Genomic DNA, 19,202 nt, shown 5'->3' on the forward strand with positions numbered 1-19,202 from the left:
CCGCTTGGACAGCTCGTCGGTCACGGCCGAACATCATGCAGCACACGCCATCACGACACGCTGGAAACAGAATTCAACGACGTGAGACACGGTCTAAGCCGGGCGTGGTGCCTACTGGCAGAGCGGGAATTCGTTGTCCCGTCATCGATCGACTGCCCGCAGGTGGTCGGGCACCTTCTGGCTGACCTTCCGAATCCCTTCGCCGCTCTGCTGGAAGTCTGGTCCACCGGATACGCATTCGCCGATATTTACAACGATGCAATCCACCTCATCGCTGCGGAAGGCCCTCCGCGATAGGCGATTCGGGTTGCCGTCGCAGGTCCCAGGCGAGCCCTGCAACGCTGGCTACACTCGCAGGCGATGTCTACCTTGATCTTGTCTCCGCGCTATTCCGACGACTCGCGCGTTATGCGGGCGGCAGCTATTCGGGCCGGATGGAATGTGTTGCGGCTGGGAGGCTGGCGCGTTCCCGAAGGTGAAATAGGCAGTGTGGGTGCGCTTTACGGTGAGCCATTGTTCGCCGAGGTGATTGCCGCCCAGTTGGGGATCGCGCTGTTGGACGCGCCGAAGGAATGGCTTCCCAATTTACCGCAGTCGTTGCGGCAGCGGGATATTCGGGTGTCGACACTCGGGGAGGCACGGCGATCGGCCGACCCGGTATTCGTCAAACCGGCAGATGGACGTAAAGGGTTCGCCGGGGCGGTGTATCGCGGCGGTCAGGGGTTGCCCTCGGCACAGGCGTGTCCGGATGAGACACCGGTATTGATTGCCGAACCTGTGCGGTGGGAGTCGGAGTTTCGGTGCTTCGTCAAAGACGGCGCGGTGCTTACCATGTCGCCCTATCTGCGTGATGGCGAACTCGCGCGCGCCGACGACGGGAGCTGGCCGATGACCTCGACCGAAGCCGATGCGGTGCGTGCCTGCGCGGAGCGGTTGTTCGCGGAGGTTCCGACTCCGCCCGCGATTGTCGTCGACATCGGTCTCATCGAGGGCCGAGGCTGGGCCGTCGTAGAGGCCAACAGCGCGTTCGGTGCCGGGGTGTACGGGTGCGACCCCAAGCTGGTACTCGAGGTGCTTGCTCGCGGATGTATTCCGCGGACCGAACTGTCCGGCAACGATATTCGTTGGGCCGCGCCCAGCGCCGACGTCATCTGACCGATTCAGCCCTGAGTGTCACCGGCCGACTCGGGCTGCTCGCTGAGCCGAGCGTGCAGACGATCCCGGACCTGGTCCGGGGTATAGGCGCGTCGTTTTCGTTCGGACCGGACGATGATGACTCCGGTCGTCGCGACACCCGCCGCACCTGCCAATCCGAGTACCTTCCACCAGCGCATCCGCCTAGGCTAGTCGCTGTGCCACGCGAAGCGCTGTCGAGTGTCGGTTTGGATGAAGCGGTCGAGCTCACCCGGACGGGTGATTTGTGGTTGTTCCGTGGGCATTCCGGGGCGGATCGGGCGATCCGCGGGCTGACCAACAGCCCGGTCAACCATGTCGGGATGGCGGTGGTGGTCGATGATCTACCCGCGCTGATCTGGCATGCCGAGCTGGGCCGAGCGCTACCGGATATCTGGTCCGGAAACCACCATCGCGGTGCGCAATTGCACGATCTGCGGGCGGCGGTGATGCGGTGGTCGAACGAATACGAGCAGCAGGCGTGGATTCGCCAGCTGGATCGGCCGGTCACCCTGGAGATGGAAGACGCCGCGCTACGCACGGTGGCGCGGCTGGACGGGATGCCGTTCCCGTCGACCAGCGCGCTGGCCGGGCGCTGGTTCCGAGGACGGGTGCCGTGGCCGAAACGGGCCGATGCGCGCCCTTCCGACGCCGGTTTGGAGAACGCCTACTGCGCCGAGATCGTCGCCATGACGTATCAGGCCATGGGCTTGCTGCCCCAGAAGCGCCCCAACTGGTATGACCCGGGCCGGTTTTGGAGTGGCGACAACCTCCGTTTGGAGGGCGGATATCAGCTCGGTGGCGAAATCGGGGTGAAGGTGCCCGCGGCTCGCTGACCGGGCCGATCAATCCCGGCTCCGAGGCCGTGCCGGAGGCAGAATATCGCCCATGCGAACATTTGCCCCCTTGTTGCGGGCTGTCGTCGTCGGGGCGCTGGTGGTGGTGGCCGGTCAAGGGGTCGCGGCCGCGCCCGCCGCGAGCGCTCCGCACACCCAGTTCCCCTGGCCGACATCCGAACCCGACGGCGTGCAGGCGCCCGGAGCGGCGCTCGCGGATGGCATCACCGGCACGATGCTGTGGTCGCGGGAGGCCAACACCCCGGCGCCGATCGCCAGCATCGCCAAGGTGATGACGGCCTTGATCGCGATCAACAGCGGCGATCTCGAGCGTGCCATCACCGTTCCGGCGGAAAGCATCTCGTACTGCATCAGTTACGACGGCAGCACCGCGGGCCTGGCCGCCGGTGAGGTGCTGACCACCCGGCAGCTGCTGTACGCGCTGATGTTGCCATCGGGTTGCGACGCGGCCTACACCCTCGCCGAAGCATACGGCCCCGGCCAGGACGCGTTCATCGGCCGAATGAACGATACCGCGCGCCAAATGGGCTTGGCGGCAACCAACTTCACCGATCCCAGCGGGCTGCCCAACCCCACTGACGGCTCCACCTACTCCACGCCCGCGAATCTGGTGAGCCTCGCCCTGCGGGCGATGATGTCACCGGTGTTCCGCGAGGTCGTCGGCACACAGAACTATCACGTACCCGCCGGCCCAGCCAATCGCGATCACCTCTGGGAGACCACGAATCTGCTGCTGCGCGCATACCCGGGCACCTTGGGCATCAAGACCGGGTCCACCGACGCGGCCGGGGCGTGCCTGCTCTTCGAGACCGTCCGTGCGGGAATCCCGCTGATCGGGGTCGTGCTGCACAGCTCGCCGGGTAGCGGGCGCGCGGCAAAGGAGGACGCCGAGCGCATGCTGAATTGGGCGTACAACCCGATTCTGAGCGCGCTCCCCATCGGCTAGCTGGGGCGTTTGTCAGATTGGCGATTGCGCGATACCCGGAACCGACTTACCGCCTGAGACACTCAGTCATTTCCGGAAATGGGGCCGCGCATGTCATCAACGCTCTTTTTCACTCATGACCGCAATCGCCTCGCCTATACCCGGACAGGGTCGGGACACCCGATCCTGTTCCTGCACAACGTCGGAGAACACCGCGCGAGCAGGCGCCATCGGCTGGGCCATCCCCGTCGCCACCGGACTCCCCCGCTTGTCCCGCTGCTTCGCCCGACGGGTGAGCGTTCCTAAGCCGTTGACACGCTTCGTCATATCAGCCCAGTACGGTCCGCGGGGCTGGCGGCGCGGCATCCTCACACCGCTACCGGGTGCGGTAGCCGCGGGCGGCGGCTGGAATCGGCTCGGCCACTTGGTCTCATGGTCGAATTATTCACGGACGTCAAAGCATTGGGCGCCGTAGACCAGCTCCGCCCGGGCCACGACTTCCCTCCGCTCGCGGTGGTATGGGGCAACGCGAACCTCGGACTGTCCCCACGCGCCGGCCGGGCCCTCAACGAATCCCTGCAACCGGACCGAGCGGAATTCCTGCCCGGCTGCGGACATCTCCCGATGATGGAGAACCCGAAGCCGTCACAGCGATCATCGATGACTTCGTCGCTAATCCGCCTGTGCGCCTGGCTCATACATTCGCTGCGGTGTAGCGATCGCGCCTCAGGGGATCGTGTGGATGCGCTGTCCCGCAGCGGTAGTGACTTCCCTCAGTCGACCTACCCGATCGGCTGGGACGAATGCGACGGCATAGTCGTCGCCCTCCGTAACGACGGAGACCAGCGCGAACCCGAGCGGACCACACAACTCGCCGACGCGATCAAGCAGGGCTTCGGCGACATCACCCGGATGCCAGTCCGCCGCTGCGGCAACAAAATCCGAAAACCACTCCCAGGGCAGCTCCGTCGGGTGAAAGAGCGAGCGTCGCAGCCTATCTCGTATCTCCTCGGCTCCCTGCTTCCGGTAGAACTGCGCGAAAGCGCCGATCCCACCGTTGTCACAGTCGCCGAGGCAATCCAGTAGTCGACTCCACGCACCGAATCCGCGATCGGTAGCGGGATCACACAGCATGTATCGAACCGTGTCGACAAGCCATTGGTGATTGTCCAACAACGCCTCGGCGATAGTCAGCAGCTGACCCTGATCGTCATCGCCCGAGGTAGTCCACGACAACTGGTCGAAGGGCACCTGCCAGTCATTGCCTTCGACCCATCCATCCAGCCCGAGTTCCGTCGGTGACGTGACGCCGAGAACCTCACGCAGTATCCCCACTGCCTCCAGCGCGATCGCGCGATAGTCATCCGGCCCCGGCTGATCGATCTGATACGACCATACGAGGTCATCGGATCCCGGTGCGTACCAACCGCGGTCGCGCAGGTACTGCCGTCCGGAATCGCTGATGTCATCGCAAACGTGAACGCCGAGCTCATGCCCTGCCAAGCTCTCGCCCTTGCTGAAATCCATGAACCTCCGGCCGGAGTCGAGGATCAACACGGTATCGATAGGACACCGGCACAACACCCCTGCGAGATTCGACGCGAACACATCCCACCCCAGGCCACTCACCAATACCCCTCGATCCGACAACGCGACTGTGCCCCATCATGATTGCAGCACCCACCGACAGTTGGTGGCCACGCGAGCCCTCGCATAATGCTGGACATGGACCTACGCCCGGAATTGCTCCCACCTGCCGTGGACCAATCCCGCCTCGACGAACTCGCGCACGAGATCGAGCGAATCTCGAATCTGATCTCGAGTGGCGACTCCGCCGACGGCTCCATCGCCAGCTTCAACGAACAAACCGGGCACACCTACGCGGTCCTGGACTTCGCCGAGTACCACGGATGGCGCAGCCTGCGGGAGTTCGCCCGCGAGGCCGCCCGACCAGCTCCGCCAAGAGTTCTGGACATCACCCGCGAAGAACTCATCGAGATCGTCTCCAGGATCCTGACCGCAGACACCGAGACCGATTACTACGTAATGCTTTTCGAGGTCAACGTGCCCCACCCGCGAGCCACCGATCTGATTTTCCATCCGCTCGTGGCGCAGAATCCATCCGCCGAATCGATCGTCGACGCCGCATTGAGTTACCGAGCGATCGAGCTATAAATGCTGGTGCCAATCGATGACCGCACCCGAGCCGACATCGAGGTAATGGAAGTCGCTGTTCGGTTGTATCAGGTGGTACCCGATCGGCGTGGGTGAAGTGATCGGCCGACTGGATGGCGGACGTCGTTGGCATGCTGCACAACGCGTGGACGCGACGCGCGAGCGGTGACCATCGTGATCGTCCACACGCCGACCGCGACGACGGCCAGCGTGGTGCCGCCCAACATGAATCCACGCGCAGGGGTCGAGCCGATGAGCGCCGGGATGATCGCCATGCCGGCGGTGCCCGCCGTGCGCATCACGGTGTTGTTGATCGCGAGCAGTCGTAGCCGCGCGGGCCGCGGATGTCGTGCCAGCTGAGCGCCGAGCGTGATCGAGATGAATGGGGTCACGAACCCAGACAAGGCTGCGAACACGAGAACCAGACCGAGCCTGTGCACAGCGCCGGTCGCCATCATCAATAGGCCCGCGCACGCCCATGCCATGCAGAAACGTGGCAGGAAATCCGGCGTCGGCTGGATCCGGCCGACCGTGAGATTTCCGAGCAACCCTGCGGCGCCGGTGATGGTGAGCAGCCAGCCGTATGCCGCTGCGCCCGCGCCGATCCGGTGAGCCAACAGGAGCGGCAAACCGATCGCCGGCAGCGCGGTGAAGAACAGCCCTACGGCGTGCACCAGGAAAGCTGCGCCGAGAGTGGGGTGTTCGCGCAGCAGTGCGCGCACCGTCGCTCGCTGCACCGGCATGGATGGTTCTTCGGCAGCGGCAGGTGTCGCGGCGACCGCGGCGGCTACGGTCGCGAGATACAACAGCGCGAGCACCGAGATCACGAAAGTCGTTGCGTCCACGACGAATAGCGTTTGCACGGGCAGAACCAGCAGGAGCACGCCTGCCAGCGCGGGTCCGGCGATACGCGCGATACGGCCGATGAGGTCCATCGCGGCCACCAACGCGGGCCGTTCGTCGTAGTCGACGAGTTCCGGCACCAGGGCACCGAGGCCGGGATCGAAAAACGCCGCCAGCGCACCCAGCAGCGCCGCGACGGCCAGCATGGCGGAAGTGCCGCCCAGGTTCCATAGCAGCGGCAATGCGATCACCAATGCGGCACGCAGACTATCGATCACGGCCAGCGCACGGAAGTTGGCAAGTTGATGCAGCAGCCGCGCGCCGAAGGCGCCGATGAGAATGAACGGCACGCTTTCGGCGATGGCGACCGCGCCCATCACGATAGGTCCGGACCGCTGCAATGCAAGCCACATGATCGCCAGCGCATACAACCGGTCGCCGAGGATGGAGAGCAGCTGCGCCGTCCAGATAGCAAGAATCTGGGGACGGCGCAGCAGGGTCAGCCATGGCACGTCGTGCGAGGGTAGCCGATCACTCGCGGGTGTTCGAAGCTATCGGCCAGTCCAGCCGTCGTAGTGCGGCGGCGAGGGTGTGCATGCGTTCGCCGAATCCATCGACCGGGCCGAAATGCAGTGCCAGGTCGTCGGCACCGGCTTTGTTCCACTCTTGGATCCGGTCGATCAGGTCGTCGACCGGTCGTGCGTCGCTGTCCCAGGAGTCGCGGGCTCCCGCTGATACCGCGTCGCCGCCCAATTCTCGCAGGCGATTTCGGCGGGCGACGAATTCCGCGGGAGTGAGGCCGACGGACTGCCACATATCGCCGAGGAGGGCGGCTCGGCGTAGGGCCGCGTCGGAGTTTCCGCCGATTAGGACGGGGACCGAGGTTTCGGGTACGGGTTGGAAAACTGCGCGGGAGTCGAAGGTGTGGTGTTCGTCGGCGTATGAGCCGGTGTGCAGCTGGCGGATCAGGTGTAGCGCTGCGGTGGTTGCGGCACCGCGCGTTGCGAAATCCGCTCCTACGGCGTCGAATTCGTAGGATTCCCAGCCGGTGCCGACGCCGAGGATGAATCGGCCGCCGCTCACGTGGGCGAGGGTCGCGGCTTGTTTGGCCAGCAGGATGGGCTCGCGCAGGGGCAGGATCAGCACCGATGTACCGAGTACGACCCGGTTGGTGGCCGCGGCCAGGTAGGCGAGCGTTGTCAGCGGTTCGTAGACTCCGCCGTACACCGGGCCGTAGTCGCTCGGAGGCAGGAGATGATCAGGGAGCCAGATGCCCGCGAACCCCAATTCCTCTGCCTGCCGGGCAAGTTCTACGAGCCTGGACATGGGCATCGTGGCCGATTCGTCGGGAAGTACGACGTGCAGGCGCATGGAAGATTCCTCGGGGTGGGCGGCGGTTTCCATAGGGCACAACCTGGCGATTGTGCCGAAAAGTCCGAGGAATCGAAATCTATTCCGCCGTTGGGGCTTTCGAGATTTCGGCTAGAGGTGGCCGAGGATTTCGGCGGTTGCCTCGACCGGGTGTTTGGCGGCGATGCCGCGGTTGATCTCGCGGAATTCCCAGGCACCGGTGGGGCGGAATAGGCCGCCCATGATGAACCCGGTGCCGGGGACGGTGGCGATGTCGTAGCGGGCGAGTTCGGTGGCGGTGGCGCTATTCACCATGCGGCAGAAGGCGTTTTCGACTCGGGCCAGGGGCTGGCCGGTGTAGCAGGTGACCACGAAGATGATGGCGGTGACAGCGGGTGGGACGCGGGTCAGGTCGACGGTAATGATTTCGTCATCGCCTGGACCCTCGCCGGTGAGGTTGTCGCCGTGCAGGCGCACCGAGGTGTCGGCGGAGAGCATGTGCTCGTGGTAGACGACATCGACGAGGTCGGTGTCGCTGTAGATCATCGCCGCGACATTCAGATCGATTTCGGAGGTCTTGCCCCAGAGTTTGCGGCGGGCCGGATCCCAGCCCAAACCAAATCGGAGATAGGCGATTTCGGTGCCGTGCTCATCACGAAGCGGTTGTGTCACCATTGCAAAGATGCCGTAGGACGGCCGCGTACGCAATCCGAAAAGGCGCGGGAACACCGGTGGCACTGATCAATTCGAGGTGTTCACCTTTCGGCTGCCGGTTAGCAATAGATAACCGAGTGCCGCAATCGCCAGTGCCGCAGCGGTTGCCGCCATCGTCGCCATTCCGGCGGGAGTGGTCAGGCCACCGAGCAGGGTGCCCGCGCCTATGCCGAGGTAGATGGCGGAGGCGTTCAGGGCGATTACCAGGGGTGCTTCCTGGGGTGCCGCGGTAATGAGACGGTGTTGCTGGGGTGGGGTTTGGCACCAGCTGGCCGCGCCCCAGGCGATCATCAACCCGCCCATGAGGATTGGTAAGTGGGTGTGCGTGGCTGCCAGGGCCGACCAGATCGCCATCGCCGCCGCCATGGTGAAGTAGCCGACGACGAGCACCCGGGTGGCGGACCAGCGGTCCGTGGCGTAGCCACCGCCGAGATTGCCTGCGATGGCACCGATTCCGTAGAGCGCGAGCATCCACGCGGTGGCCGAACCGGTGATGCCGACGGCGCTCAGGGCGGGTACGGCGTAGGCGTAGAGGATGTAGGCCGCCGCCATACCGAGCAGGGTCAGCGGGAGCACCGCGAGCACCGCGGGCTCGCGCAGCACCGCCAGGCGGGTGCGCAACGGCACCCGGGGGCCGCCGGGCAGGTCCGGCATGACGGCCGCAACACCTGCGGCGACCAACAGACACGCCAGTGCGACCAAGCCCAGCGCCCAGCGCCAGCCCATCCAGGCGCCGATCAGAGTGCCCAGCGGCACACCGAGTGCGGTCGCAATGGTCAGCCCGCCCACCACCACTGCCAGGGCGCGGGCACGCAGATGCGGGGCGACCAGCGAGGCCGCCGCGGCACCGGCGTTGGGCGTGAACGCCGCCGCACCGGCTGCGGCCAGCACCCTGGTCACCAGCAGCGCCGCGAAGGTCGGGGACAACGCCGATCCGAGATTGGCCAGCGCGAGCACCAGCAGCGCGGCCACCAGCAGCGGCCGCCGCCCAATTCGTGAGGTCAGTGTCGCGACGATCGGTGACAGCAGCGCGTAGGCGGCGGCGAATACCGTCACCGACTGTCCTGCCGTCGCGGTCGACACGTGCAGGGAGGTCGCGGTATCGGGCAGGAAGCCCGCCAGAACGAAGGCGTCCGTACCAACCGCGAAGGTGCCCAGGGCCAGGATCAGGGTGGCGCTCAGGCCGTGCTGCGGAGCGGACTCCGCGGTCGCATTCCGGCGATTAATCGGGATATTCAACATCCCGGTTCTCCTCTCGAAAAAACCCGGCCGCAGCCGGGCTGGGTACTAGCTGCCGAGACGCTCGTAGAACGCCAAGGCTCGGCGGCGAGCCGGTGCCGGGGTCTCGGCGATCACGTCCGCCAGGGTGGTCGCGGCCAGCTCGCGCCGCCACGCCAACTCGGCGCGGCGCATGGCGGTGGAGATGCCGCAGGGTCGTTTGAACTCCGCCGGATTCGCCTCGGCTCCCGCACCGCGCTGCCGAATCTCGGTGCACCGGAACGCATCCTCGCGTCCGTCCATAGCCGCCACCACATCCATCAGCGTGATGCGATCGGGGGTGCGGGCCAGCTGATAACCCCCTTGCGCGCCCGGAATGGATTCCAGAATTCCCGCTCGAACGAGCGTCTGCAACCGCTTCTTCAAGTACTCCGGAGGCAGTTCGAACTGCGCGGCCAGACGAGCGGTGGGCGCGGGCCATTGGTCCTCGAGCCAGTGCAGCAGTACACAGCAGTGCAGCCCCCACTCGACGCCCTCGCTCATCTTCATAACCGGGACATTACATATCCCGGTTGGTCAACTCAAGGCGTGTTGCGCTGACCGAAGAGAGGAACCTGCGGCATCGAGGACCGCCGTGACAGTTTTGCAGTCCGACCGGTTGGTACTTCCCAATGGCGAAATCCGCTGTGTCCCTGCGCTATCGGGCCTAGTCCGTCGCGGCGAGCACGTACACCCACGCCTTATCACCGGAGCGCAAGGGCACGAGCACACGCTTGTAATCGGAGACCTCGTAGGCATCCGCCGCCGCCAGGTCTGTGGCAGAGATCGCGAACACCGTGCCGGGCACACCGGGGGACTCGGCATTGGGCACCAGCATCGGGTGCACGGCACTGCCACTGGTGGCGATCACCTGCGGATCGGTGATGGTGACCTCGCCCAGTTCGTACCCGATGATCTCGTCGGGACGCCCGGGCAGTTCGCGGCCGAAGACCGTGCGCTGCACGTCGGGCTGCCGCAGTGTGCCGTACGAGAACAGCAGAATCTCGCTCATGAATGCCATGGATACACGGCGGAATCCGATCTTGTCGAGCAGCTCCGGCGTGATACCCGGCACCCGGGAAACCGACTGGAATTCCGTCGCTGGCACGGCTGGTCATGACAGATCGCTTGTGTCGCTGGAGATTTGCCGACCGTAGTTCCTGTTCTTATCGGTGATTTCGGGCAAATCTCAGGCACAACCGTGCGATATTGGTCTGCGGGAGGGGGAAGGTGAAGCAGGCGGTCATGCATGCGGGCCGCCACCGGCACAACCCACGGAGGAACCGGTTCGATGACGACCCATACCGTGGCCGCGCAGTCCGATCTCGTAGCTGCGGCCGAACTTGTTTGCCCGTACCGCAACACACCGGCGCACACGATGCTGGCGCGCCGGGTGACACCGATCGAGGACCGCGTTCAGGAGTGCGCGCGCTTCTTCGCCGAGCCCGAGTTGGTGCATCTGGAACCCGGGCGGGGGGCCGATGCGACCCGCCGGTTGCGCGCCGCCGGGACCTACTGGCACACCCTCGACGAATTGCGCATCGGCACCAAACTCGCCTGGCGCAACCATGATCGATGCGTGGGCCGAAGACACTGGCGCGCGCTCGATGTCCGCGATGCGCGCACCGCGACCAATCCGGCCGAACTCGCCGCCGAATGCTGGGAGCATCTCCGCCAGGCCACCAACCGGGGTGCGGTCCGCTCGATCATCACCATCGGACCGCCCGTCGACGCCGACGGCAGCGGCTTCCGCATCATCAATTCGCAGCTCATCCGGTACGCCGGATACCGCACCCCACAGGGCATCGTCGGCGATCCGGCCAATCTCGACCTGACCGACCTCGCGTACGAGCACGGCTGGCGCGGCGAGGGCGGCCGATTCGATGTGCTGCCCTTGCTGATTCAGTCGCCCGATGAGAGCGTCCAGATCTTCGATGTGCCCGCCGATCTCGTTCTCGAAGTGCCGCTGCACCATCCGGAGCTGGATTGGTTCGCCGATCTCGATCTGAAATGGCATGCGGTACCGGCGGTTTCGAACATGGATCTCGAAATAGGCGGTCTCACTTACGCTTGCGCGCCGTTCAATGGCTGGTATGTCTCCTCGGAGATCGGCCGCAACCTCGGCGATACCAATCGCTACAACGTGCTGCCCGATATCGCCGATCGCATGGGCCTGGACCGCAGCAATGAGCGCACCCTCTGGCGCGACCAAGCCCTCATCGAACTCAGCCGCGCAATCCTGTTCAGCTACAAGCGATCCCGCGTCCACCTCGTCGACCACCACACCGTGGCCCGCCAGTTCCTCGACCACGTCGACCGCGAACAGGCCGCCGGCCGCGCCTGCCCCACCGACTGGACCTGGATCAATCCCCCGCTCTCAGCCAGCCTCACCCCCACTTTCCACCGTTACTACGACCCACCCAACCCCAACCTCCGACCCGCGTTCGTCCGCCGGGATGCGCCGCCGCCCCCGCCCGACAATCACCCGGAGCCTTCGGACGCCACCAACCGACGCGCGCTGTGGCGCAACGCGGTTCGCAAGCTGGGCCTGTCGAACAAGGTGTAGCGACGGGTCCGCCACGCCCCCAACTGAATTGACAGAAGGGGGCGCGGTCGCCGCCGTATTCGGCAGCGAATCGAGCTAACGCCGCTTATCGAGCGTTGGCGGTGCAGAACAGTACGCTGACCGCCGTTGCCGACAGGTCAGCCGATCCGACATTTGCCAGCATCGCGCGGGGATAGTGGCGCGCGAGGCTGTCGTAGGCGGCGCGCAACGCGCTCGCGCGGTCGCGGCCCGAACCGCTACCCGCCGCGTATTCAGCCGTGCCATCGTAGACGGCCGGATCATTGCGATATACGAGCGCACCGCACCCATTCGACCAGGCTTCGACGATGAAGCAGCCGGGACGACCGCCTTCACTGCAATTGGCCAGCGCCAGATCCATCGCCTGCTCGCGGCTGCTCGCATTGACACTGGAACCGTAGCTCCAGTTCTCGACGCTGAATGCGATCGCACCGTGCAGCCCAGCCGCATTCGCGGTACCCGCACCGATCACTGTCCCACCCGCAAGACCCACCGCTGCTACCGCGACAACTGCCTTGCCTATGAACTTCATCAAGAACTTTCCTTCGTGAACACGTCTTCCCGACCCGGACGAATCATGGCTGATCCCTAACGAATTCACCCAATCAGCCAGGTGCGGCGTAGAACGCACCGCCGCCGCCGGAAAGGGTTCACCCGCTCGGGAATTCGAATGTGTAGGTTCGGAGCCGAGTCGGTTGGATGATGAAGGGTTGATTGATGGACACGGCGTTCGATGTCGCTGGACTGGTTGGTTATCGGTATCGCGTGGATGACTACTACGAGGTCGGGCGGGAGAAGATTCGCGAGTACGCGCGGGCCGTGCAGGATTTCCATCCGGCGCATTGGACCGAGTCCGCCGCCGGTGAACTCGGGTACGACAGTCTGATCGCGCCTACGACGTTCGCGTCGATCGTGGCCATGCGGGCCAATCGGGTACTGCTCGAAAGCGTGATGACCGGGTACGACACGTTCGTGCATACCGATCAGGTTTTCGAGATGTATAAGCCGGTGCTGGCCGGGGATCGGTTGACCAGCGATGTCGAGTTGTCCTCGGTGCGCACGGTGGCGGGTAAGGATCTACTGACCATCACCAATACCTTCACCGATCAGTCGGGCGAAGTCGTCCATGTCATGCATACGACCGTCGTCGGTATTACCGGCGATGACGTCGGGGCCGATATCGGCGAGGCGGTCGACGGGGTGATCATGAGTGGTCTGGATGGGTCCTCGCCCGCGTCCTCGGTGCCGCATACGGTGATGGATCAGCCGGTACAGGCGAGTGCTCGGTATTCTCAGCAATCACGAACGCGGTTACCGCACACCGCACTCCGGTTCGAGGATATTGCGGTAGGCGATGAGCTACCGGCGCGGACGGTCAAACTGACCCGAGGCGACCTGGTGAACTACGCGGGCGTCGCCGGCGATGTGAATCCGATCCACTGGCATGAGGAAGTCGCTTCGCTGGCCGGGCTCCCCGATGTGATCGCGCACGGCATGCTGACCATGGGCTTGGGGGCGGGGTTCATCACCGATTGGCTGGGCGATCCCGGCGCCATCGTCCGATTCGGAGCCCGCCTGTCGAACTACACGGTCATCGAATCCGGCTCGGCCGGTGACGTCGAGTTCAGCGGCAAGGTCAAATCGATCGACCCCGAAACCCGCACCGCCACAGTCGTTCTCATCGCGAAGTCGGCCGGGCGCAAGATCTTCGGCCTGGCCACCATGGATGTCCGCCTCACGTAGCCGATTCTCAATTCGTCTCAGGAGCAATTCATCTGGATTCGGCGGCGGTCACCGATAGATGACCCCAGGTCTCGCGGATTGCGACCGCGATGAGCACACCGAAGACCGAGATCGCCAGACTCGGTTGAAATCCCCAGCGCCCGTCGGGAAGTGTGCATGCGACAAGGAGCAGACATAGGAATGGCACCGCGATCGTCACGATGCCACGCCCCCACCGGCCGATCGCGGCGGCTTCGACCACAGCCGCCGCGACCACCACGATGAATGCGACCATCCCGAACGTCGAAATGCTGCCGATCGACCCGAACCAGCTGGCGGGCTGGTAATCGGCATATCGGCGGACTCCGGCGCCGGTGCCGAATGTCAGGGTGCCCGCGGATCGGTTGCCTATGAACGCGAAATCGAGCTGCCGGGCCTGGTTGTCCGGCAACCACCACACCCCGCCAACCAGGCATGAGACCACGATGAAACTCCACCACCCGGCGCGTCCAACCAGCCGGGAACCGTTCAGCACACGCATTCGGTTCACGATATTCGCCAGGCCTGAGCGATCCCGGTCAGGAGCAGCGGGCGGGGAAGATCGGGACGGCGGTGCGCGGTGGCACGATCGCGAATGAGGGGAAGACCAGTCCGCTGGGGCAGGTGTAGTCGCCGGTCGCGAGCGCTGGGGCGTCACTCTCGTTGTAGCACATGTTGCCTGAGCACCAAGCGCCGCCCGGATCGGCTGCCGCTGTTCCGACCGCTCCCGCGAACATGGCCGCGGCAATCGAACCCGCAATGACGAAATGCTGTACACCGACCATGACTGCCCTCTTCTCACTCGGAGTTCACGAACGAGTTGGTGGTTATCCGGATGGTCCGGTTGGCAAATTATCGGCTATCTGCGGGCTGCTGCGCGCACGACGTGACGCACATCAAATTCGGTTCGGAATGTGCCGCCCTCGGGCCGGGTGAATGAATCTTCCGCACCACGGAAGACCTCCGACCCAGCCGGGCCGAGGATCGAATTGCGGTGCCGGAGTGGGATTCCCCCGGCACCGCTTCGAAGCATCGCCGCTATTCACACGGGGCAGCGCGTCCAGCGAACGACCTTCGGGTCCGACCCCTGCCGTTTGCGGGTCAGCAGGGCATTGGCGTCGAACCATGACCAACTTACAGCCATATAAGACGCTGTCAAATCCTCATTTGCTGCGAGAATCGTCAGACACTTAGCACCGTCGACAGGAGAGCACGGACATGCACTCCCCCGCCGACGGCCGGGCAACCTCATACTCGGTCACTTCCATGGCTGGCAGAAGGACCATTCAGGAGCCGCAGGGCAGGCGGCCCCGGGTATCCGAGGCGGATGCGGCCAAATAGCCAAACGACCACATCCGGTGAGCGCGAGACCATGGCCCACCCTCGAATCCCCGAGTGCGACAGTAGTTGTCATCACTGGCACAAGCCATACTCAACGCCCGTGACGGCACGATAAGTCGGTCGCCGTGCACTCCACGTCACCGATCCCTATGCAATAGCTCAACTCTGGCGACCGCGAGCAGACGACTCCGAAGCAACGACGAGTCACGGGCGCATCGGCTAGATTTCAAGTTCAGATCCACGCACCGAGTCCTGTTCTGGGCAAGGGGTAGTCGATTGGGGTGACTGTGATGGGCGTGTCGCCAACTGTGGTCGCGATCTTCGATGTCGGCTTCGCTGAACCACGGAAGGTAGCCGAGTTCCGGCTGGCCGATGACGGGACGGCGGTGCTCGCTATCACCGATCCGGAGGGCTGTCCGGTAGCCGAGGAATGGAGCACCCAAGGCGTCAAGGTCTACGACCCGGTGCGGACGATCGGTCCGAATGAGGGCGTCGACTTCCTGCATGCCCTGCTCGAGCTGCCCGGGATGAGCTACTACCGGATCGCGGACGAAAGTCCCCGCACGGCAACCGATTCGCCGAAGGGCGCACTCGGCGATGGGAAACCGCCACCGAGACCAGACGTATGAGTGGCAGCATTACACCGATTCTGCGGGACATCGCTGATCGTGTCTCCCGGACATTGGACCTGGGTATTCGCTCGGTTGCGCGCACCTATGAACGCACCGGCGGTACGGCGGCCAGGGGCGCACGCACGCTGGACGGCGTCGACAGCAATTCGGGACACTACCTTCTCGAAGAAACCCGCACGATGCGTCAACCGAATCCGATGCGGACGCAGAACTATGTCCCCAGCGCCGCCGAATCCGCAATGGCCGCGCGCCGCATGACCACCACCGTCGAATTCACAGGCGATATGCGCGTTGCGGTCGAAGAAAGCTCGACGGACGTGTTCAAGATGCGCTCGACAGATGGCCAACTCAATATCTACAAGCCGATGGACGGGGAGGGGTTCAGCAAGGGTCGTCCGTTCGAATACACGCGAGGGGCCCTGACCAACAGAGAGGTCGCCGCCTATCGGGTCGACGAGATTCTGGGATTCGGGCGAATCCCGCCTACGGCGCGTACAGCGGGCCCGATTGCCCCCGACGGTGGGCAGCACATGCCCGGCATGATCCAGCAGTTCGTCGAATCCAGACCGTCCAGAGAGCTCGGTGCTTATCCACGAAACCAGCAACAGCAGGTCGGTGTCGTCGACTACATCATCGGGGCGATGGACCGGCATAGCGGCAACTTTCGCACGGTCGACCGCGGCACTCACCTGGACCTCGTCGCTATCGATCATGGTCGATCGTTTCCCCACAGCGATCGCCCGCTGTATGTCGAAATCAAATCCAAATTCGTCGCCGCGCACAAAGGGCAACAACTCGAACCGGATGTTCTGCACGCCGTGCAGAACGTGGACACTGTCAGACTGCGCGCCGCCCTCGGAGACGCGGGCTTACATCCGAACGCCATCAACGGAGCGATGGCCCGCTTGGAGAAGGTGCAGGAGCTGGGACAGATCCCGGCCAGTGCCCAGATCGTGTGGTAAGTCTCGTTGATAGCGCCTCATAGGAGACTCCATTTGCTCGAGGGTATCGAAGGTTCAGGCGAGGGACACCACGGCAACCGCTGTCAGAGCAAGCAATAGGTAGATCGCGGCGGCTACTCGTAATCCGAAGCGCAGCAATTGGTTTTCGGTGATGCCCGCGGTGGTGGCGCGGTCGCCGACTACCGCGAGGATGAGCATGATCATCGGGAGGGAGGTGAAGACGGCGTGGCCGGCGGCGCTGTTCTGGAGGGCGGCGAACCAGGTGGTGAGGCCGGTAGGGGCGAGTTGTTGTTGGAGGGACATCATCAGGACGTTGCCGCCGACGTTCGAGCCGGTGACGAAGCCGCTGAGCATGCCGAGGGCGGGGGCCGCAAGGGCGACAACGAGTTCGGGAGCGGTGGCTACCGTTGCGCCGAGGTGGGCGATCATGCCGCTGTCGGCCATGAGGCGGCCGAGGATGACGAAACCTGTCAGGGCGAGCAGGGGGCGAGTTACGCGAGTGAGGGCGGCGCGGGCGTCGAGCAGGTGCGGGCGGCCTCGGTCCAGGAGCAGGGCGGCGGCCAATAGTGGCAGGCCCGGGGAGGACAGCAGGGCGAAGCTCGCGCCTCCGGCATGCAGCGACAGGGTTGGGACACCTGTCGCGGTCGCTATGCGCAGGATTGCGATGCCGCCCAGGACACTTCCGTAGGCGCGCAGAACAGCGCCGGGTGGAAGCAATCGCCCCGCGGGTACGGAGCCTGCCGTAACCACAGCGGTGCCGCCGGACGCACCGTTTTCCGCAAGCAGGCTGTTCGCTTCGGACGCACCGAGTTCGGCGAACGCGGGACCCTCACCGCGCGTGCTGCTTTGCGATCGGATCGCCTGCGATTCGGTGCGATGCCGTCGAATCGCGCTCAGGGTGAGGCCGACCGTGGTGGCGAACAGCCCGGCCAGGACACCGGCGGGCGGGACGACGCCCAGCCGGTTGATGATCAGCAGTCCGATGGAGAGTAATGCACCTGCTCCGGCGGCGAGAACCGCTGTCCGCATGCGGTTTTCGGGCTGGGATAGCAACGCCGCCCAGACCGTCACCAATGGGAAGATCATCGCGCTGGTGATCGCGGTGGCGGTACCGAGGGTGGCTACCGGTACTTGCGTGAGCGCGGCTCCGATGACCGTGGCCAAACCCAGTGTGCCCCAAGGGATGATGTTCATACCGAGCATGGCTTGGCGCAGTGCGGTCGCGGGTGGAGCGAGGGCCAGCAGCACCGGGACGGTGACCAGGAGCGAGACTCCGAATCCGGTGAGCGCCTCCACCGTTGGGGCGATTCCGGCGACCACCAATGCAATTTTCGCTGGCCCCGAGAGCGGTAACCCCCGGACCCATTCCTGTAGGGAGTGGTGCACGCCTTGGCGGGTGAGTACCTGGCTGAGGTAGACACCGGGCAGCATGACAGCGGCCGCGTTCAGTACCAGCAGTCCGGCTCCCCCGGCGCCTGCGCGCATGGCGTCACTGGAGAGCGTGAACTCGGGTCGCCACCAAATCAACAGTGCAGCAACGACCGCACCGGTCGCGGCCGCCCAGTGCGCCGGGCGGCGCAGTCCCATGATCATGCCCAGCACCACGGCCAGCGGCGATACCGCTAATGCCCACATCATTGCCTCCCACGGCGGTTCGTCGCTTCCTACTGCGACACAGCCTGGCTGCCGGGGTGGGGCGAGGTATTGAACAAAAATCTCAGCACAGGCGATGAGTGGACATCGCCTGGCGGCTTCGAAAATCAGGGTCTGATCGCGCCAGGCGTTACGCCGAAGTAGCGCTTGCAGATTCGGGTCAGGTGCGCCTGGTCGGCGAACCCGGTCTCGGCCGCCACCGCCGCCGGTTGTCCACCGGTCAGCAACAATCGGCGAGCGTGGTTGGCGCGCAACCGCAATAGGTAGGCGTGTGGCGGTAGACCGTACGCCTGCCGGAAGGCGGGGATCAGCGTGGCGCGCGAAATCCCGGACACGGCGGTGAGTTCGGCGACGGTGACGGCTTCGCGCCATCGGTCGTGCAGGAGTTGGCGTGCGGCCTCGACTCCGTGGCGGGGCAGTGGAAGTCCCACACGCTCGCGACCACCTCGCGCGTGCCGCCCCAGCACTGCGCCAAGCCCGGTGAGCAGCAACGATTCCGCGCTCAACGGATCGGTCGCCTGCTCCTGAGCCTGATGCACGATCCGCAGTCGAGCGAACAATTCGTCATCGCGCACGGCTGTTTCGGGGAACCACACCTCACGGGTCCCCAGCTGCGCGCCCGCCAGCTCCTCGACCAGAGCGGTGTCGAAATAGAACATCCGATAGCGCCATCCGGATTCGGCTGCGGCGAAGCCGGTATGCACCTGGCCGGGGTTGATGATCACCAGCTGACCGGCCGGAATCACCACCTTGCCGCCCGCCATATGCAGGCCTTCCGCACCCTGTTCGATCATCCCGACCGACAGCTGATCATGGCTGTGCTTGTCGAATTCGAACGTTTCGAAGCGGGCGGCCAGCAGATCCACCTGGGAGCTGGCGTCGGCGGTCCAGAGTCGAGCGTGCTCACCTGCCGATCCCACTCGCGCAGGCTAGCAAATCCGCGGCGGCGTGAGCGGCGGCAATGATTCCGGATGG

General features: G+C 64.8%; 22 protein-coding genes. 9 read left to right on the forward strand and 13 right to left on the reverse strand.

Translation table 11 applies throughout. The features are described from left to right. Both AB0L82_RS42870 and AB0L82_RS42875 read left to right on the forward strand, forming a co-directional pair. Positions 1-297 (forward strand): hypothetical protein (locus AB0L82_RS42870; protein ID WP_364651148.1); only part of this gene is annotated, 297 nt, incomplete at its 5' end. Positions 298-360: 63 nt separating this feature from the next. Then, complete coding sequence (locus tag AB0L82_RS42875) at positions 361-1,155, forward strand: ATP-grasp domain-containing protein (RefSeq protein ID WP_364651151.1); 795 nt, start codon at positions 361-363, stop codon at positions 1,153-1,155. A gap of 5 nt (positions 1,156-1,160) precedes the next feature. Here the strand turns inward: AB0L82_RS42875 and AB0L82_RS42880 are convergent, their stop codons facing one another. Further along, complete coding sequence (locus tag AB0L82_RS42880) at positions 1,161-1,334, reverse strand: hypothetical protein (RefSeq protein ID WP_364651153.1); 174 nt, start codon at positions 1,332-1,334, stop codon at positions 1,161-1,163. 18 nt (positions 1,335-1,352) lie between these two features. On the opposite strand from AB0L82_RS42880, the gene AB0L82_RS42885 reads away from it, so the two are divergent. Next, positions 1,353-2,009, forward strand: coding sequence for a hypothetical protein (locus tag AB0L82_RS42885; protein ID WP_364651156.1), 657 nt, complete (start codon positions 1,353-1,355; stop codon positions 2,007-2,009). A gap of 52 nt (positions 2,010-2,061) precedes the next feature. Beyond that, a complete protein-coding gene (locus AB0L82_RS42890) occupies positions 2,062-2,976 on the forward strand; it encodes a D-alanyl-D-alanine carboxypeptidase (RefSeq protein ID WP_364651158.1) in 915 nt (304 codons plus the stop codon). Between the two features lie 705 nt (positions 2,977-3,681). Here AB0L82_RS42890 and AB0L82_RS42895 read toward each other — a convergent pair. Next, on the reverse strand, positions 3,682-4,482 hold the full coding sequence (locus AB0L82_RS42895) for a hypothetical protein (protein ID WP_364651161.1): 801 nt from the start codon (positions 4,480-4,482) through the stop codon (positions 3,682-3,684). Between the two features lie 198 nt (positions 4,483-4,680). Between AB0L82_RS42895 and AB0L82_RS42900 the strand changes: the two genes are divergently transcribed. Beyond that, positions 4,681-5,130 carry a bacteriocin immunity protein gene (locus AB0L82_RS42900; protein ID WP_364651164.1) on the forward strand — a complete coding sequence of 150 codons (450 nt, stop codon included), beginning with the start codon at positions 4,681-4,683 and terminating at the stop codon, positions 5,128-5,130. A gap of 68 nt (positions 5,131-5,198) precedes the next feature. On the opposite strand, the gene AB0L82_RS42905 is transcribed toward AB0L82_RS42900, so the two are convergent. From AB0L82_RS42905 to AB0L82_RS42930, 6 genes are all read right to left on the reverse strand, one after another. Then, positions 5,199-6,485 (reverse strand): MFS transporter, encoded by a 1,287-nt coding sequence (locus AB0L82_RS42905; RefSeq protein ID WP_364651167.1) that lies wholly within the window; start codon positions 6,483-6,485, stop codon positions 5,199-5,201. A 19-nt stretch (positions 6,486-6,504) separates the two neighbouring features. After that, positions 6,505-7,344: a TIGR03619 family F420-dependent LLM class oxidoreductase gene (locus AB0L82_RS42910; protein ID WP_364651170.1), complete on the reverse strand. Its 840-nt coding sequence runs from the start codon at positions 7,342-7,344 to the stop codon at positions 6,505-6,507. Between the two features lie 111 nt (positions 7,345-7,455). After that, positions 7,456-7,995: a TerD family protein gene (locus tag AB0L82_RS42915; RefSeq protein ID WP_364651173.1), complete on the reverse strand. Its 540-nt coding sequence runs from the start codon at positions 7,993-7,995 to the stop codon at positions 7,456-7,458. Positions 7,996-8,064: 69 nt separating this feature from the next. Further along, entirely contained in the window at positions 8,065-9,279 is a 1,215-nt protein-coding gene (locus tag AB0L82_RS42920; protein ID WP_364651176.1) for an MFS transporter, read from the reverse strand. 45 nt (positions 9,280-9,324) lie between these two features. After that, on the reverse strand, positions 9,325-9,804 hold the full coding sequence (locus AB0L82_RS42925) for an Rrf2 family transcriptional regulator (protein WP_364651179.1): 480 nt from the start codon (positions 9,802-9,804) through the stop codon (positions 9,325-9,327). 157 nt (positions 9,805-9,961) lie between these two features. Beyond that, complete coding sequence (locus tag AB0L82_RS42930) at positions 9,962-10,306, reverse strand: gamma-glutamylcyclotransferase family protein (protein ID WP_364651255.1); 345 nt, start codon at positions 10,304-10,306, stop codon at positions 9,962-9,964. Positions 10,307-10,672: 366 nt separating this feature from the next. Between AB0L82_RS42930 and AB0L82_RS42935 the strand changes: the two genes are divergently transcribed. Then, entirely contained in the window at positions 10,673-11,860 is a 1,188-nt protein-coding gene (locus AB0L82_RS42935) for a nitric oxide synthase oxygenase (protein WP_364651258.1), read from the forward strand. Between the two features lie 85 nt (positions 11,861-11,945). Here the strand turns inward: AB0L82_RS42935 and AB0L82_RS42940 are convergent, their stop codons facing one another. Further along, positions 11,946-12,410, reverse strand: coding sequence for a DUF4189 domain-containing protein (locus AB0L82_RS42940; protein ID WP_364651182.1), 465 nt, complete (start codon positions 12,408-12,410; stop codon positions 11,946-11,948). A 185-nt stretch (positions 12,411-12,595) separates the two neighbouring features. Here AB0L82_RS42940 and AB0L82_RS42945 point away from each other — a divergent pair, with 185 nt between their 5' ends. After that, on the forward strand, positions 12,596-13,621 hold the full coding sequence (locus AB0L82_RS42945; protein WP_364651185.1) for a fused (3R)-hydroxyacyl-ACP dehydratase subunits HadA/HadB: 1,026 nt from the start codon (positions 12,596-12,598) through the stop codon (positions 13,619-13,621). A 28-nt stretch (positions 13,622-13,649) separates the two neighbouring features. On the opposite strand, the gene AB0L82_RS42950 is transcribed toward AB0L82_RS42945, so the two are convergent. Together AB0L82_RS42950 and AB0L82_RS42955 are read right to left on the reverse strand one after the other, a co-directional pair. Then, positions 13,650-14,141 (reverse strand): hypothetical protein, encoded by a 492-nt coding sequence (locus AB0L82_RS42950; RefSeq protein WP_364651188.1) that lies wholly within the window; start codon positions 14,139-14,141, stop codon positions 13,650-13,652. Positions 14,142-14,178: 37 nt separating this feature from the next. Beyond that, the gene (locus tag AB0L82_RS42955) at positions 14,179-14,424 is read right to left on the reverse strand and encodes a hypothetical protein (RefSeq protein ID WP_364651191.1); all 246 of its coding nucleotides are present in this window, start codon (positions 14,422-14,424) and stop codon (positions 14,179-14,181) included. 852 nt (positions 14,425-15,276) lie between these two features. Between AB0L82_RS42955 and AB0L82_RS42960 the strand changes: the two genes are divergently transcribed. Continuing rightward, on the forward strand, positions 15,277-15,609 hold the full coding sequence (locus AB0L82_RS42960; protein WP_364651194.1) for a hypothetical protein: 333 nt from the start codon (positions 15,277-15,279) through the stop codon (positions 15,607-15,609). Further along, positions 15,606-16,574: a hypothetical protein gene (locus AB0L82_RS42965; protein WP_364651197.1), complete on the forward strand. Its 969-nt coding sequence runs from the start codon at positions 15,606-15,608 to the stop codon at positions 16,572-16,574. Before AB0L82_RS42960 ends, AB0L82_RS42965 begins: the two co-directional genes overlap by 4 nt. A gap of 54 nt (positions 16,575-16,628) precedes the next feature. Here the strand turns inward: AB0L82_RS42965 and AB0L82_RS42970 are convergent, their stop codons facing one another. Both AB0L82_RS42970 and AB0L82_RS42975 read right to left on the reverse strand, forming a co-directional pair. Beyond that, positions 16,629-18,212: an L-lactate permease gene (locus AB0L82_RS42970; protein WP_364651200.1), complete on the reverse strand. Its 1,584-nt coding sequence runs from the start codon at positions 18,210-18,212 to the stop codon at positions 16,629-16,631. A 122-nt stretch (positions 18,213-18,334) separates the two neighbouring features. Continuing rightward, complete coding sequence (locus AB0L82_RS42975; RefSeq protein ID WP_364651204.1) at positions 18,335-19,147, reverse strand: AraC family transcriptional regulator; 813 nt, start codon at positions 19,145-19,147, stop codon at positions 18,335-18,337. Between the last annotated feature and the right edge of the window lie 55 nt (positions 19,148-19,202).

It is taken from the genome of Nocardia sp. NPDC052001 (assembly GCF_040680615.1).
Classification (GTDB): domain Bacteria; phylum Actinomycetota; class Actinomycetes; order Mycobacteriales; family Mycobacteriaceae; genus Nocardia.